The organism is Pradoshia sp. Z6_59, assembly GCF_058267515.1.
In genome coordinates this window covers 227,868-253,363 of record NZ_JBZCPP010000002.1, presented here as the reverse complement: position 1 = coordinate 253,363, position 25,496 = coordinate 227,868, and the positions used below count along the sequence as shown (strand labels likewise).

At 35.8% G+C, this 25,496-nt stretch carries 27 protein-coding genes; 18 read left to right on the top strand and 9 right to left on the bottom strand.

The genetic code is table 11. The features are described from left to right. The first annotated feature begins 627 nt into the window (after positions 1 to 627). Positions 628 to 1,239 (top strand): DedA family protein, encoded by a 612-nt coding sequence (locus tag AC4D4B_RS03415; RefSeq protein WP_490995631.1) that lies wholly within the window; start codon positions 628 to 630, stop codon positions 1,237 to 1,239. Positions 1,240 to 1,288: 49 nt separating this feature from the next. Here the strand turns inward: AC4D4B_RS03415 and AC4D4B_RS03410 are convergent, their stop codons facing one another. Continuing rightward, on the bottom strand, positions 1,289 to 2,227 hold the full coding sequence (locus tag AC4D4B_RS03410) for an alpha/beta hydrolase (protein ID WP_490995630.1): 939 nt from the start codon (positions 2,225 to 2,227) through the stop codon (positions 1,289 to 1,291). A 279-nt stretch (positions 2,228 to 2,506) separates the two neighbouring features. Here AC4D4B_RS03410 and AC4D4B_RS03405 point away from each other — a divergent pair, with 279 nt between their 5' ends. Next, positions 2,507 to 3,730 carry a BRCT domain-containing protein gene (locus AC4D4B_RS03405; RefSeq protein WP_490999175.1) on the top strand — a complete coding sequence of 408 codons (1,224 nt, stop codon included), beginning with the start codon at positions 2,507 to 2,509 and terminating at the stop codon, positions 3,728 to 3,730. Between the two features lie 28 nt (positions 3,731 to 3,758). On the opposite strand, the gene AC4D4B_RS03400 is transcribed toward AC4D4B_RS03405, so the two are convergent. From AC4D4B_RS03400 to AC4D4B_RS03390, 3 genes are all read right to left on the bottom strand, one after another. Continuing rightward, positions 3,759 to 4,169: a putative ABC transporter permease gene (locus AC4D4B_RS03400; protein WP_490995628.1), complete on the bottom strand. Its 411-nt coding sequence runs from the start codon at positions 4,167 to 4,169 to the stop codon at positions 3,759 to 3,761. A gap of 66 nt (positions 4,170 to 4,235) precedes the next feature. Further along, positions 4,236 to 4,364 (bottom strand): YpzI family protein, encoded by a 129-nt coding sequence (locus AC4D4B_RS03395; RefSeq protein ID WP_490995627.1) that lies wholly within the window; start codon positions 4,362 to 4,364, stop codon positions 4,236 to 4,238. A 182-nt stretch (positions 4,365 to 4,546) separates the two neighbouring features. Next, the gene (locus tag AC4D4B_RS03390) at positions 4,547 to 5,731 is read right to left on the bottom strand and encodes a NupC/NupG family nucleoside CNT transporter (RefSeq protein WP_066102060.1); all 1,185 of its coding nucleotides are present in this window, start codon (positions 5,729 to 5,731) and stop codon (positions 4,547 to 4,549) included. 270 nt (positions 5,732 to 6,001) lie between these two features. Between AC4D4B_RS03390 and AC4D4B_RS03385 the strand changes: the two genes are divergently transcribed. From AC4D4B_RS03385 to AC4D4B_RS03355, 7 genes are all read left to right on the top strand, one after another. Next, positions 6,002 to 6,790, top strand: coding sequence for an HAD family hydrolase (locus AC4D4B_RS03385; RefSeq protein WP_490995626.1), 789 nt, complete (start codon positions 6,002 to 6,004; stop codon positions 6,788 to 6,790). Positions 6,791 to 6,968: 178 nt separating this feature from the next. Continuing rightward, positions 6,969 to 7,667 (top strand): Crp/Fnr family transcriptional regulator, encoded by a 699-nt coding sequence (locus tag AC4D4B_RS03380; RefSeq protein WP_490999174.1) that lies wholly within the window; start codon positions 6,969 to 6,971, stop codon positions 7,665 to 7,667. A 291-nt stretch (positions 7,668 to 7,958) separates the two neighbouring features. After that, the gene (locus tag AC4D4B_RS03375) at positions 7,959 to 8,156 is read left to right on the top strand and encodes a DUF1657 domain-containing protein (protein ID WP_490995624.1); all 198 of its coding nucleotides are present in this window, start codon (positions 7,959 to 7,961) and stop codon (positions 8,154 to 8,156) included. A 32-nt stretch (positions 8,157 to 8,188) separates the two neighbouring features. After that, entirely contained in the window at positions 8,189 to 9,049 is an 861-nt protein-coding gene (locus AC4D4B_RS03370; RefSeq protein WP_490995685.1) for a DUF421 domain-containing protein, read from the top strand. Positions 9,050 to 9,122: 73 nt separating this feature from the next. Beyond that, positions 9,123 to 9,938 (top strand): GNAT family N-acetyltransferase, encoded by an 816-nt coding sequence (locus AC4D4B_RS03365; protein WP_490999173.1) that lies wholly within the window; start codon positions 9,123 to 9,125, stop codon positions 9,936 to 9,938. 190 nt (positions 9,939 to 10,128) lie between these two features. Next, positions 10,129 to 10,830: a TVP38/TMEM64 family protein gene (locus tag AC4D4B_RS03360; protein WP_490995622.1), complete on the top strand. Its 702-nt coding sequence runs from the start codon at positions 10,129 to 10,131 to the stop codon at positions 10,828 to 10,830. A 292-nt stretch (positions 10,831 to 11,122) separates the two neighbouring features. Next, entirely contained in the window at positions 11,123 to 11,335 is a 213-nt protein-coding gene (locus AC4D4B_RS03355) for a DUF3006 domain-containing protein (protein ID WP_490995621.1), read from the top strand. 147 nt (positions 11,336 to 11,482) lie between these two features. On the opposite strand, the gene AC4D4B_RS03350 is transcribed toward AC4D4B_RS03355, so the two are convergent. Beyond that, positions 11,483 to 12,760 (bottom strand): MDR family MFS transporter, encoded by a 1,278-nt coding sequence (locus AC4D4B_RS03350; protein WP_490995620.1) that lies wholly within the window; start codon positions 12,758 to 12,760, stop codon positions 11,483 to 11,485. Positions 12,761 to 12,999: 239 nt separating this feature from the next. Then, positions 13,000 to 14,259, bottom strand: a complete 1,260-nt coding sequence (locus AC4D4B_RS03345; RefSeq protein WP_490999172.1) for an esterase/lipase family protein — start codon at positions 14,257 to 14,259, stop codon at positions 13,000 to 13,002. Positions 14,260 to 14,506: 247 nt separating this feature from the next. Between AC4D4B_RS03345 and AC4D4B_RS03340 the strand changes: the two genes are divergently transcribed. From AC4D4B_RS03340 to AC4D4B_RS03305, 8 genes are all read left to right on the top strand, one after another. After that, positions 14,507 to 15,358, top strand: coding sequence for a GRP family sugar transporter (locus AC4D4B_RS03340; protein ID WP_490999171.1), 852 nt, complete (start codon positions 14,507 to 14,509; stop codon positions 15,356 to 15,358). Between the two features lie 23 nt (positions 15,359 to 15,381). Beyond that, positions 15,382 to 16,167 carry a glucose 1-dehydrogenase gene (locus AC4D4B_RS03335; protein WP_490999170.1) on the top strand — a complete coding sequence of 262 codons (786 nt, stop codon included), beginning with the start codon at positions 15,382 to 15,384 and terminating at the stop codon, positions 16,165 to 16,167. 112 nt (positions 16,168 to 16,279) lie between these two features. Continuing rightward, the gene (gene hpaB / locus AC4D4B_RS03330) at positions 16,280 to 17,722 is read left to right on the top strand and encodes a 4-hydroxyphenylacetate 3-monooxygenase, oxygenase component (protein WP_490999169.1); all 1,443 of its coding nucleotides are present in this window, start codon (positions 16,280 to 16,282) and stop codon (positions 17,720 to 17,722) included. Positions 17,723 to 17,881: 159 nt separating this feature from the next. Continuing rightward, positions 17,882 to 18,208 carry a hypothetical protein gene (locus AC4D4B_RS03325; protein WP_490999168.1) on the top strand — a complete coding sequence of 109 codons (327 nt, stop codon included), beginning with the start codon at positions 17,882 to 17,884 and terminating at the stop codon, positions 18,206 to 18,208. A gap of 122 nt (positions 18,209 to 18,330) precedes the next feature. Then, positions 18,331 to 18,861 carry a cysteine hydrolase family protein gene (locus AC4D4B_RS03320; protein ID WP_490999167.1) on the top strand — a complete coding sequence of 177 codons (531 nt, stop codon included), beginning with the start codon at positions 18,331 to 18,333 and terminating at the stop codon, positions 18,859 to 18,861. 120 nt (positions 18,862 to 18,981) lie between these two features. Further along, positions 18,982 to 19,518: a dihydrofolate reductase family protein gene (locus AC4D4B_RS03315; RefSeq protein ID WP_490999166.1), complete on the top strand. Its 537-nt coding sequence runs from the start codon at positions 18,982 to 18,984 to the stop codon at positions 19,516 to 19,518. 253 nt (positions 19,519 to 19,771) lie between these two features. Next, a complete protein-coding gene (locus tag AC4D4B_RS03310) occupies positions 19,772 to 20,092 on the top strand; it encodes a hypothetical protein (RefSeq protein ID WP_490995612.1) in 321 nt (106 codons plus the stop codon). 270 nt (positions 20,093 to 20,362) lie between these two features. After that, entirely contained in the window at positions 20,363 to 20,788 is a 426-nt protein-coding gene (locus AC4D4B_RS03305) for a hypothetical protein (RefSeq protein WP_490999165.1), read from the top strand. Positions 20,789 to 21,090: 302 nt separating this feature from the next. On the opposite strand, the gene AC4D4B_RS03300 is transcribed toward AC4D4B_RS03305, so the two are convergent. Continuing rightward, positions 21,091 to 22,257, bottom strand: a complete 1,167-nt coding sequence (locus tag AC4D4B_RS03300) for a pyridoxal phosphate-dependent aminotransferase (RefSeq protein ID WP_490999164.1) — start codon at positions 22,255 to 22,257, stop codon at positions 21,091 to 21,093. 574 nt (positions 22,258 to 22,831) lie between these two features. Between AC4D4B_RS03300 and glpX the strand changes: the two genes are divergently transcribed. After that, positions 22,832 to 23,806, top strand: a complete 975-nt coding sequence (glpX, locus tag AC4D4B_RS03295) for a class II fructose-bisphosphatase (protein WP_490999163.1) — start codon at positions 22,832 to 22,834, stop codon at positions 23,804 to 23,806. Positions 23,807 to 23,907: 101 nt separating this feature from the next. Here the strand turns inward: glpX and AC4D4B_RS03290 are convergent, their stop codons facing one another. Both AC4D4B_RS03290 and AC4D4B_RS03285 read right to left on the bottom strand, forming a co-directional pair. Next, entirely contained in the window at positions 23,908 to 24,285 is a 378-nt protein-coding gene (locus AC4D4B_RS03290; protein ID WP_490995605.1) for a GtrA family protein, read from the bottom strand. Positions 24,286 to 24,461: 176 nt separating this feature from the next. Further along, a complete protein-coding gene (locus tag AC4D4B_RS03285) occupies positions 24,462 to 25,064 on the bottom strand; it encodes a tetratricopeptide repeat protein (protein WP_490995604.1) in 603 nt (200 codons plus the stop codon). Positions 25,065 to 25,496 lie beyond the last annotated feature (432 nt).

The following is a 25,496-nucleotide window of genomic DNA, read 5'->3' as shown; positions in this document are numbered from 1 at the left end:
AATATAAACTAGAACAGTAAATATGGCAGTGATACTTGTCCATAGGATTGGATTTTTAAGCATAATTTAGTCCTCCGTGTAACTTGGAAATTATTATTTTAATATAATATAGTATTAAAAACATTACTTCAATAGATTTTTGAAACCAATTTAAAGATATTTCGTTATATATTACATACAACAATCTATACATAAACAGTCATAGAAAAAGAAGGACACCAATAAATAATAGAATTAAAAACATAATTATCATGTCCCCTTAGCAGCAAGATCGCTACTCTTTAATCTTCCATAGATGAGATCGACAAGTCAGGAAAGAAAGTAAGTCTATACGCATCGAGATTTGTTCATAGGTTGCATAAATTTTATCGGTTGATATCTGCTGAGTTGGTGTACTAGAAGGAAAGACACCAGCAGTAATTTGGAAATATACATCTATATGTTTTTCTTCCTAGCCTATATCATAGGAGAGGCTAAGGGTATTTATTTTACTTTCTCCTTGCTTTATGTTGATATTGTATAATGAAGATTACTATGATTGTCCAAAGAAGGAATATTATGATAGTGCTTTAAAGGTATTTCTGATTGGTCATAACATATAACTGATACATAGAAAGGATGGTCCAATTGGAGTCTTGGATAATGGACTTGATGAATCAATTTGGTTATTGGGGTGTGTTTTTCCTGATTGCCTTAGAAAATGTATTTCCTCCTATTCCGTCTGAAGTGATTTTAACGTTTGGAGGAGCTTTAACACATAAAACTCAGTTGACGGTAGTTGGTGTCATAATGGTATCTACAATAGGTTCGGTTTCTGGTGCAATCATCTTATATTTCATTGGCCGATTGCTTGATGTCAGTCGTTTAGAAAAAATCATTGATCGATATGGGAAGGTCCTTCGTCTTACAAAAGAGGACATTTATAAGGCTGATGCCTGGTTTGATAGGTATGGTATTTGGACAGTCTTATTTTGCCGTCTAATTCCCTTAATTCGGAGCCTGATTTCTATACCTGCAGGGATGTCCAATATGAATTTTCCATTGTTCATTTTGTTTACAACAATAGGGACAGTTGTCTGGAATACCATCCTGGTCAATCTGGGAGCAAGTGTGGGAGAAAATTGGCATGAGATTGTAAACTATATGGACACTTTCTCAAATGTAATCTATGTCATACTCTTTGTACTATTTATCCTGTGTATTGTTTGGTATATTCGAAAAAGAAAAGAACGGAAGTAAACTTGAAAAGCCCTTATTCTCCAGATGAAATGGAGGACAAGGGCTTTTATTATTTGTTTGGCATATAGTTTGTTAAAAACGAGCTAACCTTTTCTTCATATAAAGCTGGATTTATATCATAGGCATTGCCATGCTCTGCTTTCGGTACTAAATAGATATCTTTTTCAGAAGAAGTAGCCTCATAAAGCTCATGTACCATTTCTACTGGAACAAAAGTATCTGACCCACCATGAAAATAGAGAATAGGCAGGTTTGTTTTCTTCACCTGTTCAATGGCTGAAGCTTCTCCAAAAGAGTACCCTGCCCGGATTTTTGTTAACAAACTAGTAGTTTGGATAATTGGGAAGCTTGGAAGATGATACATTCTTTTCAATTGATAGGATAGAACATCTTTGGCAGACGTATATCCGCAATCGGCAATAATGGCTTTTACTTGATTTGGCAGCTCTTCGCCGCTTGTCATTAAGACAGTAGATGCCCCCATCGAAACACCGTGCAGGGCGATGTTTGAATCTTCTCCTTTACGATCGATCATATAATCAATCCATTGAAGATAATCCTTGCGCTCTGGCCAACCAAAACCAATATAATCCCCTTCGCTAGCACCATGTCCACGCGCATCCGGCATAAGCACATTATAATTTAAGGTTTCATGATAATATTTTGCGTATGCAGCCATATTCTTAGCCTTGCCTGCGTATCCATGCGCAATAATAACGGTTTTATTGGTTGGTTCATTAGCTTCCAAATAATAGCCACTTAATTTCAGACCATCCATAGAAGTAATTGATACAGTCTCAAAGTTTGATTTGCTCATCCATGAAAGTGCCTGTTCCAGTAGAGAGTTGTCGGTTGAGACATCTAAATCTGGATTATCATCTAGAAAATCCTTATCAGAACGATTAACGGCTACTTTATAAAAGTAGAAGCTGGCTGCAGTCAGAATGGCTAGTATGAGTATGGTGATAATTGCAATCCACTTTTTCATAGTCCACATCCTTCTTCTAAATTGTCATAACAACTATCATACATCTAAAAATGAATTTTTGGTATAAGGTATATCTATAAAGCAGTAAGGACTGTACCAGTGTGCGATTGAATTTACTTTATATTAATCAGGAGACTTGGAAGACTTGTAATAAGAGAAAATTTAATATGGGTGCAGTTAATAGATGTTAAAATTTCCTTAAATAAAATGGCCAAACAACCTGTTAAAATATAGATACACAATTTACAAGTCTAATAGGATTTTATAAAGGAACTGACAATGACTCATACAGATAAATACCAACAACGACTTAAAGAATACTTAAAGCAAGCTGGCAATCCTTTACTTATCAAATTACTCATCAATGGTTTAACAGTAGAAATGACCTATCAAAACGGACTTCTTAATAAGATAATCATGGTTGATCAAAACCATTTTGAAGTGGATGTAACTCAAGTGGTTCGAAACAGTGTGGATGTCCCTGACAAGATTTTGTTTAAGGGATTATTAAAGGTGAGGGCATATGTCATTCACACTTTCTCGGATTTTGAAAAGTTGAATCGAAATGGCTTGTATTTACATCATAAAGATTTAACGAAAAAAATACTCCAGCAGCAGATGGATTATGAGCAAAGAAAGCTAAGGGTCATTGTTTCAAATATTATTGATCTATTCGGCTTGGATAATGACAGTGGTTATAACGAGATTGAACAGCTAGAGTTTCTAAAGAATCAAGGATTTCACGTGGTCTATTATGAGCAAATAGAAAATAGTATTGAAGGAATTCATTTATTTTACGAGACTTTTATGGAATATCACCGTCAAGAGATAGGCTATTCCGTATCAGGTCTGCAAATACTTTCTGCTGATTCACATGACTGCAACGAAGGGTTCATATTACCTTTTTCACCTGATGAAGCAATTTTAACAGTTGATGATATTTGTCCTGAGGTAAGTTCATCTGGAAGGATTGAGCCTGTTGTCAGAATAAAAGCGATTGATTTAGCAGGAGAACGTTATTATTCTCTTCAGATGCCTGGATTCTCTTTAATCAAGTTAATGGATATTCGAATTGGCGACCAGGTTTTAATGTCGGATGTACAAACTATTATTGGTGTGGAAATAGAAAAACGGACAGGTACAGAAACTTGCTTTGTACTACCTGAATATTGCCCTGATTGTGGGAATAAAGTAAAGAATGATGGTGAGCAACTATATTGTACAAATAGCGTTTGTATTCATAAACCGGTATTCCATCAAGTGCCTCAAAAGCATGGAATAAAAGGTAAGACCGTTGTTATTACTGGAACACTTTCAATAAGAAGGTATGATTTCAGGAAATTAATTGAACAAGCGGGTGGAGTACTGGCGGGAGCGGTTACGAACCAAACAGATTACTTATTAATGGGGTCAAAAGGGGTAGGGACAGTCAAATATAGAAAGGCAAAATCTCTTAATGTGCCTATCATAACGGAAGAACAATTCCGATTGATGATTAGATGAGGGACCAATGAATTTCATTGGTCCTTTATTAATTTATGCGAAGGTTTGAGTGATTTTTCTGGAATAACCAAGAGTGTAAACGGGGATACAGACTGATTCCAGCTATTGATAAAGGCAACCATAATAGAGCATATGGCACACAAATTTGTCCATAGAGATTATAAGGAAGGGCACTGTAATCCCATATAGAAAGCTTGAGCCATATATTTAAAATAAGACCGGCGCATAGTTCTAGGAAGGTCACTAAAAGAGTACCTGCCAAAGCTTTCATATATAGGGGGATTTTAATTAGAGTAAGCAAGCCGAACAAAGTGAAACAAATGCCCCCGAGCACACCCATCGTCCAATGTGTATGTCCTCGCCATAGTAACTCTACAAATAGATAAAGAGCACCGCCAATAATCCCGAGATGTAAGGTTTTCATCAGATTATAAAACATTGGGACACCTCCTGGCATTAAGGTCAATAGGATAAAATACTGTCTTTAACCAAAGTAATAATTCATTTATTGGTCTTTTCGTGCTTCATCAGGTGTGTCCAAACGAGTTGAACCATTATTATGTAGTGCTTGATCACGGTCGGATTCAACGCGCTTGCTGTTTCTCAGCTTCTTTTCTTGTCTGTCTTTACCCATATTACTCACTCCTTTTTGTGGATTAAGCTTAGGGTAACCTTTCTTTGGTTTTTCATTACTATTTTTAAAGGGAAAATATACAAGTACAAGTTAGGAGAAATCGTAGGAATAGGGATCGCTAATTTTAATAAAAAAAGATAGGATTCTTGGGTTATCTCCAAGAATCCTATCCGAGGTAACTATTAAATAAATAATCCTACAATTGTAGCAGACAAGATAGATGCCATTGTAGCTACGATGAATAGTTTGAAACCAAATGCGCTTACTTCTTTTGCTTTTGCACCATTGATCGCTTGGATAGATCCGCTAATGATACCAATAGAAGAGAAGTTTGCAAATGAAATTAAGAATGTAGAAATAACGGCAACTGCTTTTTCAGACATGTCAGCCATTAAAGGTTGGAATTGTAAAATCGCAGCAAATTCGTTTGCTAACAATTTTGTACCCATTACAGATCCAGCTGTGATCATTTCGCTTGCTGGAATACCCATAATGAAAGCGATTGGAGATAAGAGATATCCTACAATTGTAGTTAAATCAACTCCAACAATTCCGCCAACAATACCATTTAAAAGTCCTAGGATTGCTAAATATGCAACTAGCATTACAGCAACAATTACCACTACTTTTCCACCGTCTAATGCTCCGGCACCAATGGCTTCAAATACATTTTTTGTTTGAACCATATCGTTAATATCGATTTCAGTATCTTCCTTCGTTGCTTTAACTGGTGTCATGATGGAAGTAATGATTAATGCACTGAACATATTAAGGAAAATAGCGATTAATACAAATTTCGCAGGCAGCATGGTCATATAGGATGCAATCAACGCTGCAGATACGCTTGCCATTGCTGATGTTGAAACAATAAATAGTCTGTTTGAATTTAACTTGCCAATTTGACTTTTAATTGCAAGAATTGCTTCTGATTGACCGAAAAAGATAGAGTTAACTGCATTGAAACTTTCTACCTGAGGTAAACCAGTGATTTTTGAAATAAGTCCGCCAATATATTTGATAATATAAGGAAGAATTTTGTAATGTGTAAGAACAGATAATAATGCAGATGTAAAAATAACAGGCATTAAGACATTTACAAAGAATGGAGAACCTCCTTCAGGAATCCATCCACCAATTACGAATTCGATACCTTCCTGGGAGTAACTTAATAACTTATTGAACGCTCCAGCTACTGCATCAACTACCTTTAAACCGACAGTTGTACCTAGTAATAAGAAAGTTAGAACTAACTGGAAGCCAATCATGATGGCAACAGCTTTAAAATTGATATTCTTTTTATCATTGGAAAATAAATAGGAAATTCCTATTAGCAATGCGATTCCGAGAATACCGAGAATAATGCTCATTAAAAAAACCTCTCAATCTTTTTATTTATTTACAATCATTTTGCTCAATGGCAATAAAATTAACCATCAGCCTTGAAGAATTATACTTATATAACATATTGGCTTACAAGGACATATGTCCTAAAAAAGCTTCAAAATAAATATAAAAATTTTCTGAAAATGAGGCCGTTTATTTATTTTTATAAGAATGGAGAATGCCTTGAATCATGTAAAACAGGTAGAAGTCAATTATAATAAATTATAAATAGCATCGAGGAGAGAGGGCAGTACATGATTAAATTAATAGCAACAGATATGGACGGCACATTTTTAGATGATCATAATCAATTCCCTGAGGACTTTTATGAAGTTTTTGATAAATTAAAAAAGAAAGGGATTATTTTTGGAGCAGCCAGTGGACGTCAATATTATAATCTCGTAGAGAGGTTTCATGATATAAAAGAACAAATGTTGTTTATTGCTGAGAATGGAACGTATGTTGTATATAAAGGGAAAGAGTTATTTTCTCATACACTAAACATTGAAGAGGCAAAAAAATTTGTGAATATAGCAAGAACCATCGAGGGAGTGCATATCGTCCTTTGTGGAAAAAAAGCAGCCTATATTGAAAGGTCGGAACCAGAGGCTTTGGCAGAAATAAATAAATATTATGCCCGATGTGAGTTGGTGGAAGATTTGATGCTTGTAGAAGATGAAATTTTAAAGGTAAGCCTTCTTGATTTCAAAGGGGCTGAGCAAAACAGTGCAACCTTCTTTACTTCATATAAAAATAATTATCAAGTAACAATGGGTGGATATTTTTGGATGGATATTATGAATGCGGGTGCCAATAAAGGTATTGCCATAAAGCGAGTACAAGAGCTTTTAAATATAGACCCCAATGAAACAATGGTATTCGGTGATTATTTAAATGATCTTGAAATGATGCAAAGTGCTTATTACAGCTTTGCGATGGGAAATGCCCATGATCAAATAAAGGATACAGCCAGATTTGAAACAAAAACAAATAATCAATCAGGCGTGACCGAAACGATTAAAGAGCATATACTGATTGCATAACAATTTGATAGATTTAAAGTAGAGTGACTTTGGTAGAAAAAGTCACTCTTATTTTGGTTGGAAATGATTATATATTTACCAACGCAAATTTAAAAGCTATACTTCTACTCGTATTTCGTGATGGAATAGGGAAGATTACTGACAAACGAAGGTTAAATAATTGAAGGTGAAACATCTGATGCAAAAAGCTGAAAGAGAGAAGTTCATTTTAAAGTATCTAAAAAAATATGATATGTGCGAGATTTTTTCTGGCATTGATTTAAATGATATTGATGTTGTGCAAATAAAAAAAGGACAGTTGATTTGTTCTAAAGGCGATGAAATCAATGATATGTATTTTCTCGTTGAAGGAAAAGTTAAAATATACACCATTACGCCTGATGATAAACGTTTAATATTGCGCTTCCAAAAATCATTAGGGATCATTGGTGATATTGAATATATACAAGGTACGCTTGTGCTTCACACGATTGAAGCTAGTACCGATTGTCTGGTGCTTAAAATACCGTTTCAAACCATTAGACATACAGTAGGTAATGATGCAAGGTTTCTGTCATTTTTACTAGATGTGGTTACACGTAGATTTCGCGCTAAAACTGATGCAGCAACATTAAATCTTTTGTATCCTGTAGAAGTGAGATTAGCTAGTTTCTTATTATCAACAACTACAGATGGTGAGCGTCCGGTTTATCATGAAGAAGCTGTAGGCTCAAGCTTAAAGGATATTGCGGACATGGTAGGAACAAGCTATCGACATTTAAACCGTGTCATAAAAACCCTTTGCAATGAGAATATAATCAGTAGGTCGAACGGAAAACTTTTTGTTAAGGATCTCAATAGGCTAAAGGAAATAGCAAAAAATAATATTTATGAATAACGGCAAGTAAAGAGTATATTCTAACGAAATATACTCTTTTTTTATTTTTGAAAAGTATACATTATTATATTTCGCTAATAAACTAACCAGCAAAAAAGAGGTGTTTGCCAGCCTTAAAATACGCGGACAATACTCGAAGCTTTTGGGCTAAATACAGATGGATATAATACGGGAAGCAGTCCCAAAGAACTAATAGATATTGGAGTGGTTAATAAAGCCCATCTGCATTAAGGACAGTATAGAAGAAATATTAGAGCACATACTAAAATAAATGAGGAGTTACCTTATGTAGTGGAGGTAGAAAAGATGACTGTTAAAGCAACAGTAAGGATATGCTTGGCAAATCTTGAAGGAATTGAAGCTAGTCTATCAATTTTAGCGTTAAATACAGAACAAAAAGAGACTGCTGCGGATTTGCATCAGGCAATGTTGCTTGTTGGAGAGATTGTTACAGATATTAAAAAAAGAGTCGAAATATTAACAAGCTAAACTCTTTATCATTCGGAGGATGTGTATTGGAAATGCCAGAATGGTTAGATGTCATAGTAAGATCCGTTCTTTTTTTACTAATTTTATTCTTCATTACCAAAATACTCGGGAAAAAGCAAATAGCCCAGTTATCCATGTTTGAGTATGTCACAGGAATAACGATAGGGAATATTGGAGCTGAAGTTGTGACAGGCCTGGACCAAAAAATCCATCTAGGAATCATCGCGATTGTTGCAACAGCAGCTATTCCTTATGCATCAAGCCGAATCACTCTAAAAAGCAAGAAGTTACGTGATTTTGTAGATGGCAATGGTACGGTTTTAATGCAGGATGGTAAAGTTTTGGAAGGTAATTTAAAGAAAGAGAAGGTAACTACTGATGAATTACTAGAAATGTTACGTAAGAAAGGTGTTTTTGATATTTCAGAAGTAGATTATGCTGTTTTAGAGGCAAATGGAGTATTGAATGTACTTTTGAAAAAAGAAAACAGACCATTAACAGCAAAAGACTTGAACATGAAGGTTCCAAAAGAAAGAGAGCCACAAACGGTTATAATGGATGGAGTAATCCTACCTGAACCACTTATACGAATTGGCAAAAGTCAAGTATGGCTGAACAATGAATTAGCTAAAATGAATGTGACATTGGATAATGTATTCATCGGACAAGTAAATACATATGGTGAACTAACAGTCGATTTGTTCGACGATAAGATTCAGGTTCCATCTCCTCAGGAAAGACCCCTATTATATGCCACGATGAAAAAATGCCAGGCAGATTTAGAATTATTAGCACTTTCATCCGATGACAATGAAGCAAAACAGATTTATCTAAAAAATAGTAAAAAAATGCAGGAAGCAATCAAAAAGGTCGCCTATATATTAAAGGATTAAGGGACATCCCAAACGGAAGTCCCTTGTTTTATTTTCTATATATTTTACAATTTATGTAAAGGAGGGGGGAGTTATGATGCAAGTAGTAACTAAAGAACTAGCAAAATGGATTGAAGAAGTTGACACTAATGCAATCTATTCGAGATTATTAAGAATAGAAAAGATCACAAATAATCCTATGGGTATAGAAATAAGGAAGTTCGGTCACGCAATAGCTTTTGTTGCTCAAAATATCCCAGGTCCAGCATTTAACAAAATAAAAGGAATGATGGATCAAGATATTCCTTTACTGAATGAAATGATCCAATTATACAATGATAAAGGTATCCCAGCGAGATTTGAATTGACTCCTGCACATGCAACCTCGACTCTCTATGTGGCCCTTGCAAACCTGGGTTATTTTCACACTGACTTTTTAGCTAATCTGTATGCTGACCCACAAAAAATATTAATGGATGAAGATGAAAATTCATCTGTTACAATACGTGAGTTTAAATCAAACGAATTTGATTTATTTGCAGAGCTGTATATAAAGGCCTTCAATATGCCGATGTTTTTAAAAGAAAATATCGCCCAAAATAATGAAGTACTGTATGGTATGTCTGGATGGAAATTTTATTTAGCTAATTATAAGGATGAACCAGCAGGCATTGGTGTACTATTCATGGGAGAGAGAGGGGCATACTTAGCTGCAGCAGGAACTATTCCACAGTATAGAAATAAAGGGGTACAGGGAGCTTTAATACAACGACGTATCATAGAGGCAAAACGAAATAATTGTAAGTTAATAGTTGGTCAGGCGAGTTTCGGTAGTATCAGTCAAAATAATATGGAAAGAGCAGGATTGAAAATAGCCTATACAAAATCAGTGTGGACTCATCAATCATAAGCTATTAGAAAGGTACTCATTTGAGCTTTCTTTTTTATTACCCGGGAAATGTTTTTGTGATAATTTTGAAGAATATGGAAGGGGTGTATGATTAAAATAGTCTATAAGTTTATATTTTAGGGTATAGGGTAATATGCTGTCTTTCCAATGAAAACTGGAAAGAAAAAGGCAAAAGAGAAGATGGTGAGAGATGAAGAAAAACATTTATAATCATTTGAATGGTAGAAAAATCTTTATTGCTCTGTTACTCTTATTTGCTATATTCTTTTTTGTTCAAATACAGGAAAGTACACTTTATGAGGCCATTATAAATGGTGATCACGAATATATAAAAACAGCGTTATTGGATTCTATTTTATATGTCTACTTTTTCATGCTGTGTATCATGATTATTCAGAATACCTTTACAATTATTCCCTTGATTCTCGTAATTACAATCAACATTACAGTATTTGGATTTTTCAAAGGCTTTATCTGGAGCTGGATTACCAGTGTTCTGGCGGCAATGATCATATTTATCTTCATTAGGTATCTGTTTACTGATCGTTTTTCGTCGAAAATTTCTCCTGAACAATTACAAAGAATTGAAGATAAAGGTATTTCATATATATTCGTTGCTAGAGTTACTCCTTTTATACCAACCAGCCTCATTAATATTATTGCAGGATTAAGTACAATTACATTGCAAAAATTTATAGTAGGTACGGCCGTTGGGAACTTTATTTATTTTTTTATCTTGGCCCTTATTCCAGCCGGTTTATATTCTAGTGGAATCAATGAATACATGATAGTGGCAATAATCATTTTACTCACGTGTGCATCCTACATATTCACAAGGATAAGAAATAAAAGGAAACATGATTATACTAAATTTATGCGTAATAAATGTTAAACGGAGGGAAGATGATAGTATTGACCCCTACATGTTGGTTTTTACTCTAACCTTTGGGGTGCGGCAACGATATACGGTCTCTCTTTTTTCTTTTTTGTATTTTAAAAAGACAAATTAGGAAGCGGAGCGAAGAAAAGTGGAATAGAGCCAAAGAGGGGAGGAAAAGGCGGGAAACAGGAAGAATCCATCCAAAGTCGACACGAATCCAACTGCATACGGACATAATAGCCAATCTTTCCCTCAAATACTTGCTAGTCTTCGCTTTTTTATATTAATAATGGAGGAACAAACGATGAGATTAATTGTTGATCGAATAGAAGGTAATTTGGCAGTCTGTGAGAAATCTGATAAAAGTATGGTGGATATTGAGTTGACCAAATTGCCTGTTGATGTAAGGGAAGGAGATGTCCTGATTGAAAAGGATGGCAACTATGAGCTTGATTTAACGCAGACTGAAAAAAGGAGAAAGCGTGTACAAGCTCTAATGGAAGACTTATTTGAATAAATACTACCAATTACTTAAAACAAAAAAGCTCAAAGTAACATGCTTTGAGCTTTTTTCAGTGTACAGCTACACATATACTCTGGCAAAGAGGCTCCCCTAAACAGGAGCATTTATCTTTACTAAAAACAGGATGCTTCAATCAATCCTTCAATCTGTTATGCTTATTGGAGCCTTGACCTTGGCCTCAGTTTCTGGATGAATTCTTCTATCGAGAGCAGGAGTGATTTTGATAAAAATAACAACCCCGACTACACCGATGCCAGTAATAAAAATAGATGTAGCTAAATTGGATAGATAGGCACTCAATGTAATGGTTAGAGAACAAATTAGATTGGCTACATTATAGGTTAATCCGTTTACTGCTAAATAAGAGCTCCTTGCATGTTCTGGGGGCAAATTAGCCATATAATTTTGCTGGACAGGCACACGTAATACTTCAGCAACAGTTGCGATAAACATTGCTCCAAATAAGAACCAGATATTATTGGAATAAGAAATCACAGCATAGCCGGCTACAAAGACAATACAGCTGGTGATTAATACATTTCGGTCGTTCATATTAGAAACAAGCTTTGTCGCAAACAAGGCTAAAATGACAACCAGAATCGTATTTTCTGTACGTAAGAACCCGACCATCTCAATCCCGCCAAATTCGATACCTAATAGATTCTGAATGGATAGATCTTCCGACAGCCTAATACTCATATAGCTTGTTAATTGGAATTCCATTGATAGTACAAAGATTCCTGCTAATACGTATAAGACAAAGAGTTTATCTTTAAAAACAGAATGATAATTTGAAAATAATTGTTTGACATGTTGGGGTGGTGTTTTTTTCTCAGTTTTATTAGGTATGTAGCTTTCTTCAATAAAAAATGTAATTAAGGTCCATGCAATCAATGAAGTAATGGAAAGAGCGAGGAGTAATTCAAAGAAGTATTCTCTAAACATAAATCCGCCAATGGCACCGCCAAAAGCGATGGATAGATTATTTGCCCAATACATAATGGTATACATCGATTTTCGTTCTTCAGGACGGCTGACATCAATCAGCATTGCCTGATTTGCAGGCCCTGCTAAGCCCCAGCATATACTGTTAACTGTCATCATAAAGAATGTTATCAGCGGTTCTGTAAACCATGGTGAATTGCAAATCATCATGGTAACAAATGCTAAAAAACGAAGCGATTCAGCAAATACGATTAATTTTTTTCTACCAAAGCTGTCTGAAAAATATCCTCCAAAGAAATTGATGGCTATGCCGATAAACACATTAATCAGTAATAAAAGTCCTGCCATTTTTACCCCGAAATGTGAAGATAAATAAATCGCCATGAATGGAAATATCATACCTCCAATAGCGGAACTTAAAAATGACTCTATAATCCGTATTTTAATTGTACGGTGAAACTGTTTAAATCCCATGGTTGACCCTCCCTTTTCCCATTATGTAATTTTATAACATTCTGATAATATTTCAATATAAATTAAGAAAATATTGAATATTGTTTCTATTTATTATTTTAATTTTAAAAAGGGAAGATTACATCCGTAATTTTACGGATAGTATCTACGACTTTCGATGGAGCATAAAAAAGCCAAATTCACGAATAGTGAACTTGGCATAATACACTTCTTACTTCTTTGTTTCTAGAAATGTGAGGTTATTCATCCAATGAGTGTACATTTTCAGCTATTTCTTTATAAACAGGATAAACATCAAAGGCTGTCGTTTTACTGCTTAGGCTGAGAATGCCGATAAAATCAATATGATCCCAATTACTCTTGATAGGGAAATAGTTCCATTTCCCTTTTTCTGCTACCCCATTATAAGCTTTTACTGGTTGTCCAAATGGAGAGAAAGATGAAACAGTGCTGACTAACCCATCGTTTGGCCACCAGCTTTTATCGATAATAGGTCCTTCTTGTGGGTTGGTCCTACTAAATTTCCCTAAGAAACTGGTAGGTTGATGGAGAAATAGATGTGTGTAAGCAGATGGTATATGCTGACCTGTCAAAATACTCTTTTTGGAGGTTTGACCGGTGTAGGAGAAATAATAAACATCTGATTTTGTCTCTACCTTTTGATTAAGTACAGCAGCGCCTGGTGTACTTAAATCATATGCACTTATATCAGTACTCTCCCAAATCTTACTGTTAATGACTTTGGAGAGATACGATTTGAAAGATTCCCCGGGTTCTCTGCGTATTCCCCAATGGTCCAATTTAAAATCATATACTAAGTTTTCTTGGCTGATTCCTGTAACACTGGCGACATTGATGATTAGATCCTTAATAAAAGAGATGATTCTATTTTCATCATCCGCGTATGTTGTACCGTTATGAGGAGTGGCAATACTGCTCACACTGTGCACCCATGATTTATTGCCTTCAAAAAGAGAGGACATATTTTCATTCGGGTGGGCCTGATGATAGTCACGTTCCTCTGCACTTCCGTCTTCTAGAAGATCGACCAAACCTCGTGTCGTTAATCCTCCCATACTGTGGCCGACAAGGTGGACCGGATGATTGGCATCCCACTCAGGGTAGACCCCTTCGTAGGTACGTCCATAACGTGAATGTCCATGTTGTTTGGCATGGGACGTTCCGTAATCTACTGTGCCGCCTTTAATATAATAATAGAGTTCCACAGAACGATCATAATTGCTGGCTACTGGACTGACACTTGCTACAAAGGTTTGATGACCCATGCTTTTTAAGTACTCGGGAACATTCTTTAATCCGCCCCAATAATTGTACCCTAAAAATTCGCCTTCTCCCCATCCACCTAAACCATGGACCAACACGATAGGATAATCATTGCCTTGATTTTCTACGGCACTCGCCTTACTCTGTGGTAAAAAAGCAAAAAGGCTAATGATTAATCCTGTGACCAAAATAAGATTTGTTACTTTCGATTTCAAACCAATTCCTCCTTAAAATAAAAAATAGCCCATGACAAAGTGACGGGTTTCGAGTTCTTACAAAGGAGTATTTTGATAATTCTGTCATTTATTACTATATGGTAGCGCTTACATATTAAGCAAGTAATAAATTGTGATTTAAATATAAATAGGAAATTCAGCCTAACGTTTCCAGACAGCTAAATAAGGGTATTTTACAGCCATATAAAAGTAAAAAGATACTATAAGGGTAGAAAGTGGGATTTATATGTCGGGAATATTACTAGCATTATTAGCTGCGGTATGCTGGGGCAGCTTGGTATTAATTAGTGTGAAACTTGGAGGAAATGCTTATAGCCAAACATTAGGAATCACATTGGGTGCATTTCTCTTTGCTGTTATTATGCTGTTTTTTTCTGAACCTGTATTTAACCCTACAGTTTGGATTGTAGGAATGATTTCAGGTGGATTATGGGCAATTGGCCAAACAGGGCAATTTATCAGCGTTAAATATATAGGTGTATCGAAAACCGTTCCCATTTCAACGGGCATGCAATTAATCGGAACTTCTTTATTTGGATTGATTGTCTTTAATGAATGGAGCACGAAAGCGCAAATTATGATGGGGATACTGGCCCTTTGCTGTTTAATTGCAGGCGTGATTCTTAATTCAGTCGGTAATGACAGTGATGAAGAAGGAAGTCAGTTAAAAAAAGGTTTGATCACTCTGACATTATCATCATTGGGGTATATAGGCTATGTGGTCATCATCAGATGGTATGAAATTGATGGCTGGTCAGCTATTCTTCCACAAGCTTCCGGGATGCTAATTGTTGGTCTTGTAATAGGCTTTTGGAAGCATGCGTTTAATAAATATACAGTGAGAAATATGCTTTCCGGGCTTGTCTGGGCAACGGGTAATATTGCACTTCTTCTGTCAGTTCCAAAAATCGGAGTAGCCACAAGTTATTCTCTTTCTCAAACAGGTATTGTGATTTCCACGCTTGGCGGGATTTTCTTATTGGGTGAGAAAAAGGATAAGAAAAGATTAATAATGGTCATCGCAGGCTGTCTCCTTGTTATTGCCGGAGGCGTTATATTGGGATATACCAAAAAATAAATAGTCGAGAGGAGAAACATATGATGTATAAAGATTTAGCAGGTAAAGTTGTAATAATAACAGGAGCAAGTAAAGGGCTTGGAAAGGCCATGGCCCTCAGGTTTGGGGAAGAGAAAGCAAAAGTAGTTATTAATTATCGTTCAACTGAAAAAGATCTAGATGAGATTGTTCGAATCATTAAAGCCTGTGGTGGGGACGCCATCGCTGTTCAGGCGGATATTTCGAAAGAAGAGGACGTTAAAAGGTTAATAAATGAGGCAGTTGAGACATTTGGTACACTTGATGTCATGGTTAATAATGCTGGAGTTGAAAATGAAGTGCCTTCACACGAATTAAGCCTTGAAGATTGGAATAAGGTTATTTCCACGAATTTAACAGGATGTTTTTTAGGAAGCAGAGAAGCCATTAAGTATATGGTTGAACATAAGATAAAAGGTTCCGTCATTAATATGTCATCTGTACATGAGCAAATTCCATGGCCCCATTTTGTCCACTATGCGGCAAGTAAAGGTGGGGTTAAACTAATGAGTGAAACGCTTGCCTTGGAGTATGCTCCGAAAGGAATTCGCGTAAATAATATATGTCCGGGCGCAATCAATACACCTATCAATGAAGAAAAATTCAATGATCCTGAAGCGAAGAAGCAAGTTCTTGATCTTATTCCGATGGGATATATCGGTAAGCCTGAAGAGGTTGCGGCGTGTGCAGTTTGGCTTGCTTCGAAGGAATCAAGCTATGTGACAGGATTAAGCTTATTTGTAGATGGTGGAATGACACAATATCCAGGTTTCCAGGCAGGCAGAGGATAAACATTCGGTAAAAAAGATCATGCCCTTTGGATAATTAACAGACAATCGTACATACATTATTAGGATGGTATGTACATAGTCTATTGTATCTGAAATATAAGGGTGGAGTTTTATGCCGATAAGATCTGGTTTGGAATACATCGAGAGTATAGATAATCTTCATTCAACGATATGGATCGATGGACAAAAAGTAAATGGTGAAATTTCTGAACATCAAGCTTTTAAAGGAGTCATGAAAAGTCAGGCTGCCTTATATGATTTGCAATTAAAGGAATCCAACCGAGATATCATGACATTTCGTTCACCTGTTACTGGCAATCTGGTTGGGACCTCTTTTTTGGAACCAAAAACAAAAGAGGATTTAGAAAAAAGAAGACTGATGACACAAGTATGGGCTAAATCGAGCGGAGGGTTTTTGGGCAGATCACCAGACTACATGAATACTGTGATGATGTCCTTTGCGTCTGCCGCGGCCATTTTTTCTGAGCAGGATGAACGCTTCACTAAAAACATGCTGACGATATTTGAGAATGCCCGCGAGCAAGATTTATCTTTCACCCATACATTTATTAATCCACAGGTTAATCGCTCATCCTATTATGTTGAAAATTTCACCCAGACAATATCAGCACAGACGACAGAAATAAAGGATGATGGGATTGTTATAAATGGAGCCAGGCTTTTAGCCACACAGGGAGGAATTACGGATGAAATACTTGTGTTCCCTGCCAATGCCGCTGGGCATAATAAAGATTTGGCTTATGGCTTTTCCATTCCAAGCAACACGCCTGGATTGAAATTTATATGCAGAGAATCGTTTAGCTACCGCGATTCGGCATTTGATCATCCGCTTGGTTCCCGTTTTGATGAAGTGGATTCAATTGTTGTGTTTGATCAGGTATTAGTACCCTGGGAGAGAGTGCTTTTTTATGAGAATCCTAACATAGCTCAAAGAATTTATCTGGAAAGTAGTTTTCATTTACTGGCAGTCCATCAGGTTACAAGTAGGAGAATCATCAAGCTAGAACTGATTTTAGGGCTTGCTCAAAAGCTAATTGATTCCATTCAGGTGGGTGAGTATCAGCATATACATGATAAAATCAGTGAAATATATGTTGGTTTGGAATCATTAAAGGCGTTGCTCCTGGCATCAGAGATAAATGCCAAGGTGGATAAGTGGGGAACGATGGTACCGGACGCAAATCCGTTACAGGCATCCATTTTATTGTTTGCTCGTTTGTATCCAAGATGTACGGAAATTCTTCAATTAATCGGAGCGAGTGGGCTTATGGCCATTCCAACAGAAGCTGATTTTTCATCAGAAATTGGTGCGGATCTTGATTTGTATTTGCAGGGAGCCATCGTTGGAGCAGAAGAAAAAGTGAAGATTTTTCGGTTGGCGTGGGATATATCCATGAGTGCTTTCGGATCGCGGCAATCCCTGTATGAACGATTCTTTTTTGGTGACGCAGTCAGATTGGCTTCAGGGCTCTATATGAGTTACCCAAAAGAAAAATATGTTAAATTAATTGATCAATTTTTAGATGAATACTAAGAGGGAGGACAGTTATCGGATAATGATAGCTGTCTTTATTTTGGGTGTTTTGCATAGATTGTTGTTCCTGTATATAAAGGAGTAAATATCCATTTAGTGGTACCATTAGATAAAGAAAGCTACTGCAACAAAAGGAATAGATTTGTAGAGTGAGGGAGATTGGTAGGTGTACGAATCTCGATAATAATAGAGAAATATTTATTTAGAGGTGGCGCAATGTTTTTTAGAAAAAAGAGATTTTTTGTTTGTTCGGTATGTGGTTATGATCGTTTACCAGGGCCTTTATATGAAAAGGGTATTCCTGATGTAAGCCTTATTTGTGCTTGTTGTGGATTTCAACCAGGGTACGACGATGAAGATTTAGGATATACATTTGAAAGTTATCGAGAAGAGTGGATAGAAAAGGGGGCTAAATGGTTTTGGGAGAAAGAGAAACCAAAGCAATGGGAGCTCAAGAAACAGCTGGAAAATATTGATATGAAATAGAGCTTAAGGTCGAGTTTGTAAATTTGCATTCTTTATTCTTTATAGAACCGGTGAAGATTAACGGATGAAGGAAATGGAAAACACAAGTAGAATCTATTCAAAGAAACATAAGGGGGAGAATAATGAAAAAAGCACTATTGGTTATAGACGTTCAAAATGGAATGTTTCAAGAAGGTAACGTTGTGTATAAAGGAGATGTCCTGTTAAAAAACTTAAAAGGATTGATTGGTCGGGCACGATCTTCTAAGACACCGATTTTCTATATACAGCATAATGCATCTGCTGGACACCCTTTAGAATATGGAACAAAGGACTGGGAGATTCATTCTGAAATTATTCCGAATAATCAAGATATTATCATTCAAAAAACTACCCCTGATTCATTTTTTAATTCTACTTTAGATGATGAACTGAAAAAGCAGGGGATTGAACATTTAATACTTGCCGGAATTCAAACAGAAGTGTGTGTTGATACAACTTGCAGAAGAGCCTTTAGTATGGGATATAAAGTCACTTTAGCTTCAGATACACACAGCACTTGGAATTCAGAAGACATTACTGCCCAACAAATTATAAACCATCATAACCGTGTATTACGTTGGTTTGCGGATGTTTACTCGAGTCGAGACATTACATTTCTAGAGCGATTGTGAAATAATAGCAGTCGCTTTTTTTTCTAAAGGGTTGGTTTGAAAAAAAGGTTTTTTTGGAGCACGCCGATTATAATGGGTACAATTTTAACAGACATATAATTCTATTTAATGGAGGGTTTTATGAGTAAACGAAATTTGGTGTTATTTATTGCTTCAAGCTTAGACGGATATATAGCTACCAAAGATGACTCTCTTGAGTGGCTATTCAATGTCGAAGGTGAAGGTGATAACGGATTTTCAGAGTTTTATAAAACAGTAGATACCATTTTACTTGGTAAAAGGACTTATGATTGGATTATGGAACAAGATTCTGAGGAATTCCCATATAAAAACAAAGAGTGCTATGTGTTTACAAGGTCTTCTATTGAGGATACCGAGGACGTAAAATTTATTAATGAAGATGTAACTAAATTTGTTAATAAACTAAAAAGTGAAGATGGGAAAAATATATGGATTGTCGGTGGTGGAGAATTGTTACATTCCTTTATAAAAGAGGTGGATGAATTAATCGTAACGATTGTCCCAACTATACTAGGCAATGGTATCCCTTTATTTAGAGAGGGAGATTATCAATTAGACCTCATATTGAAAAGGATGAAAAATTATAATCAGTTTGTGGAACTCCATTATATAGTTAAAAAAACTCTCACTCATTGACTTTCTAATCAATTTGTATGATGAAATTCCATTAAAGTCTACATTAATCTATACGTGGACTAAAATTGATGATTAATTATGTGGACATAGTTGATTTTAATAATATTTAGTAATTAGTAGGATGACTTGCAAATCGATTAGAAACTAAATCGGTTATTATCTTAATATAATAGAAGGTATTGTAAATTATCTGTTTTTAATTAATAATTAGAGTAGTATAATTTGTAACGACTTTTTATCGGAAGGGAACCAAATGAAAGTGAGCATTAAAGAGGAATATGAGACGGTAGATGTTTCCATAGGACAGATAAAGTACGCAAAGAGAATACAAAAATTATTGTGTGAAAGATTGGATATGGAATTGCCAAGCGAGTATGAGCTATCTGAAATTGTGGTAGAACAGGCTTTGTTTACTTATATAGATATATTAGAAAAATATTATCGCTTGGATGGAAAACCGTGGGAAGAGTTTTATTCAATATATCATGGAGTAACTAATGTTCCTAGACGATTTGAGGACTTTAAAGAACAGAAAAAAGGGACTTTGCAACTTTTAAGAAAAAGGGAGAACTAAATCTTCAGCTGAAATAAAAGATAGAACTTTGAGGAAAAAGAAGGTCTTAGCTAATGCTAACTCTCTTTGTGAAAGAATACACTGGAACTATCGGGAGTACCCGCTCCAATATCGGGGCTGTGATGTAGTGACCCAAAAAGTTAGAGTTGAAATCTGACTTTTTGGGTGTAATACAGATCAGCTCTTTTTTGTTAGGCGGCTAAAGGGCAGCCCGAGTTCAACAAAAACTGGATATTTATGTTAAAGTGAACTCGTAGGGAGGGGAGATAGTTGGTTTATATCGCAAAGACTCAAAGAGAAGTATTAGGGTGTATACCATTAATGATATTAACAATTTCAATAAATGACTTTTCCGATTGGTTATTATACTTCCAAATAATATTTTCTTTAGTTATTCTTGTTTTATTATGTATTAAATATAAATTTGTGATAAATGATGATTGTTTGACGTATCAAATTTTGTTTTTTAAATGGCCTTTATATAAAACAAGTATATTCCCTGAGCAAACAAAACAGATAAAATTTAAACGAGTCAATTGGTATAACAAAGGTGCTTTTATACAAGTAAAAAAAGGTTTTACCATTCGAATTATAAATTTCACTCCCAACGACGTATTCAAAGAATTAGTTGAGTTTGCTAATAAACACGGGATTCCATATTCTAAAACGAAAGACTATATAATTATAGAAAAATAGTCTTATTCCATTAACGGGGGGGGGATTACTTTCACAGCTAGGGGAAGCAGTAAATCAAGATTGTCATGTTGACGGTCTTTTCTTATGCTGATAAAGGGACAAAATCCCTGTAGGGAATGAAACTAATAGCTTTTTATTTCATAAAATAGATATGCTCCCGAATTGAAAAACAGATTCAAATAAAATCTGTTTTTCAATTGGGGAGTTTTTCTATCTTAAAAAGTGGCCGCTGTATTGATCATGGTACGATTAAGCATTTTGAGGCACAGGAATAGAGAGTATTATTTAACTACGGCATTTGTTTAAGTAAATATGCCTAGCTTTCCAATACGTTCTATTGCTTCTATTAGCCGGTCTTCGTCTACTAATAAGCCGACACGAATATAGCCTTCTCCGTATTCACCAAAGCCTTTTCCTGCTGCAACGGCTACATCTGCTTTTTCAAGCAAATAATCAGCGAAGCTTTCGCTCTTAAAGCCGGCAGGGACAGGAAGCCAAGCAAAGAATGATCCAGTTGGTGCTTCGACTTTCCAGCCGATTTTATTGCAAGCGTCAATGAGGGAGTTTCGTCGTCGTTCATAGCGATCTATAAGCTCTTCTACGCAGGATTGCTCACCTGTCAAGGCTGCGATTGCTGCTCTTTGTACAGCCGGGAAGAGGCTGACGTAAAGATGATCTTGAATGAGATTGAGTGCTTCGATGATATCTGGATTTCCGATAGCAAAGCCCACGCGCCAGCCTGCCATATTGTAAGTTTTCGAGAGTGTGTACATTTCAATGCCGACTTCTTTTGCACCTTCCGTTTCAAGAAAACTGATAGGTTTTTGTCCATCAAAGCCAATAGCTCCATAGGCAAAATCATGAAGTACGGTAATGTTGTTTTCTTTTGCAAATGATACTGTTTTTTCAAAAAAGGCATGATCGGCGGTAGCTCCAGTCGGATTATTTGGGTAGTTTAAATACATTAGCTTTGCATGGGTCCTTTGTTCTAAAGGAATGCTTTTATAATCCGGCAAAAATTGATTATCTTTTGTTAGTGGAAAAGTTTCATAGTTTACGTTTGCTAACACGGCTCCTGATAAATAGTCGGGATAGCCTGGGTCTGGCAAGAGCATTAGCTCACCATCGTTGAGCAAGCACATTGGTAGCTCAACTAGCCCGGCCTTCGTGCCAAAAAGGATGGCAACTTCAGTTTCAGGGTCAACCTCGATGCCATATTGCTTGTGATAAAATTGTGCCGCAGCTTCTTTCAATTCATCCAAACCTCGAAATGGAGAATATTTGTGAGTTTGTGTATCTTCAGCCGCTACTTGCAGGGCTTTGACGATATGTGCGGGAGTAGGTTGATCAGGATTTCCTTGTCCTAGATTAATAATATCTCTTCCTTCAGCTATAGCGCTGTTAACTTTTTGGACAAGTGTTGCAAAAAATTGGACTGGCAGTTTTTTTAAGCGATTAGAATATGTCATATCATTCACCTTTACGACGAGAAAATAGTTTTTAATATTTAGATAATAGATAAAACTCTATAACCTTTATTTAGAAATGTCTATAGTGAGCTTTTAGATTTTGAAAATAGTGGTAGTAAAAATGGGTATTAGATTTGTTGTGTTATACAAGGATTTTCTAAAGGGCAAATGTTTGAGGAGGAGGTTGTGATGACTCTTTCGGTAGTGATTGTTTTTCTGTAAATGTGAAATGTAGAGGCCATGTATTAAATGAGATTGATTGGCGTATGAAAATGGTGAAGAAGGAAAGTATTATTCAGTCGTCTTGCGAAAATATAGAGTGTGCATATTGTCGTTAGTTCGGTTGCTAAAAAGAAGAATGAGAAGTTTTTTAATACGATGTATGTGTATAAGCTTCGAAAGGCTTTAGCAAAGAAGATAACCTTATTTTTACATGTGGGTAATGTTCTTCTTTCCTAAATAAATGACCTTATCTAGCTGTATAATTTATTACCAAAATTATAAACTTGTTTATTTGTATATATGAACCCTAAAATGGATAGGGAAATTTACTATTAAACGAGGGAAGTCGATTATGGAATTCACCAAGTATGCGAGTAAGAAGCACACCGTACAGATAATTGCAGAAGAGCTGCTGCATGTTACTCAACAGGCAGCTATTGCTTCATATCCCTGGATAGGAAAGGGCAATAAGATTGAAGCAGATGGTGCTGGGACAAGGGCTATGAGGCATCATTTAAACACAATCGATATGTGTGGAAGAGTCGTAATTGGTGAAGGAGAAATGGATGAAGCGCCAATGCTTTATATTAATGAAATGCTGGGAAGTGGGAATGGTCCGGCAATTGATATAGCTGTAGATCCGGTGGAAGGTACTACGTTAATGTCTAAAGGGAAAAACCATTCAATGGCTGTGTTGGCTGCTGCGAAAAGTGGAAGTATGCTTCATGCTCCTGATATGTATATGAAAAAGATGGCAGTTGGGCCAAATGCAAAAGGTTGTATTAATATAAATGCATCCTTAAAAGAGAATATGCAATCAGTAGCGAAGGCCCTTGGAAAAGATGTAAGAGAATTGACCATTATGATTCAGGACCGCGATAGGCATAGTACTTTAATGGCACAGGTTCTCGAGCTCGGAGCAAAGTTGAAGTTATTCTCTGATGTTGATATAACGGGCGCTATAGCAACCGGAATCGATGGAATGGATATTGATATGCTTGTTGGTACAGGTGGAGCTCCAGAGGGTGTCATCACTGCAACAGCACTAAAATGTCTGGGAGGAGATTTCCAGGGGCAGCTTGTTCCTATGAATCAGGAAGAATATGATCGATGTGTACAAATGGGTATTGAAAATCCAACTAAAATTTTCGAGTTGGATGAAATTGTTCGCACAGACGATTGTTTGTTTTCTGCAACGGCAATCACCGATGGTATGTTCTTGAATGGAGTGAAGAAGTTATCGAGCGGGAAAATGAGTACCCACTCCTTGTTATTAGTAGGCGCTAATACAAGAAATACGAAATTTATCCATACACACCACCATTAATGCTTTCTAAAATGAAATCCTATAGAAGTATTTCTATACTTTTATAGGATTTTTTTATTTCAAGGTTGTTCAATCCTTTTACATCTTAATCCCGAATTAAATTAATCCTTTGCAAGAATCATTTTTGAAATTAAAAAGGTAAAAGGAATCGCAATAACAGTCGCGATTATAGGTGCTATATTATCATGGATAGAAAGCAACTGGACTAAAATATAAATGGCAAGCGTTGATACTATAATATTAACGACATAGGTTAAAGGAAATTGCAGGAACTTTTTTAAAGTTGGTTTTGTTCGATAGGTAAAATAGGAATTCAGATAAAAGGAGCCAATCATACTGATAAAGAAACCTAGCAAATGTGCAGTCATGTAGTTCATCTGAAACACTTCTTTAAAAAGTAAATACAAAATATAATAATTGATTGTATTTACAATGCCAACCATATTGAATTTCCAAAATTCCTTTTCAAATAAAATCATCAAGTAACCAGCTTTCTTCGCTTTTTCTTCTAGGTTCTCTTATTATACTCGATTTAACGTACAGGTTAAATATTCCAAGTAAAAAGGCGAGAATAGGTAGCGATGGTTGCGAAGTAAATGGCTGATGGTTATAAAAAGAAGTAAGACCGGAAATGGTCATTCGCGGTCTTACTTAGTTACTGGTTAAATAGATGGAACTCTTTCCACCAATCCATTCCAATATCCCGATAAAAATTTAATTTTGTTAAGTTATAGGAGTTAGGTTGATTCAGTAAATATTTTTGGAACTCGTCAGCCTGCTTTTTTTGCTCCTCCGTAACAGAACGATGGTTATCGAGTAATACGTGACCTAGTTGATGCAATAAATGGGAATGGACATTTTTTATCGCATCATTAGGTGTGTATTTAGCGGCATAATGCAGGGATTTAAGATAATGGTTAGCTGATTTTTCAAAATCATTAAGTAAGTAATTCATCTTCCCGATTGATTCATGAACACGCATTTTATCCATATCTGTTTTAGCCAGCGATAAGGCTGCTTCATATGTATCTCTAGCTTTTTGCAGGTTATTCACTTTTACATATTGATCAGCCAAAAGGATTGTAGCAGGAAACACCATTTTACTGATTCTCTTTGGCATTTTATCCGTGATGGATTGCAGGGCGGTTTCTAAAAGCTGAATGACTGTACCCGTTTCTGTGTTCTCATCAGCATGAAGTGCTTTATATAAAAGTTCTTCCGTTGGGTTGGTATGGTGAAACTTATTCAAGATACTCATATAGCATCACCTTTCAGAAAATTTATTATATTAATATAATTATAACATTTATTCCTGTTTTCATCTCTGCAAATTTAATTAAAATTACGAACTTCTTTATGCAGGAATGTAAGAAAACTATTATAAGAATAGCTATATTAAGTGCGGCATGAATCGTTTCACTGCCAAACTATAATCAACATAAGTTTGACACGATTTAATCTATCAACAAGGATGCCTGAAAAAAGAAAGGATACTAACAAAGAGTAAGGAATAAACGGAGATTACTCCACCCATTGCCATAGTAGACCTGGATAGCTCAAGAACAATGAAAGGTGAAAGTTACGGAAGTTAACACTTCCTATGTGAGAGAGAAGTCGTCCAAAAATTAAAAATCTATAAAAGTGGAAGCAGTCAGTTTATGAATTAGATTTTATAAAAATACTCCCTTTA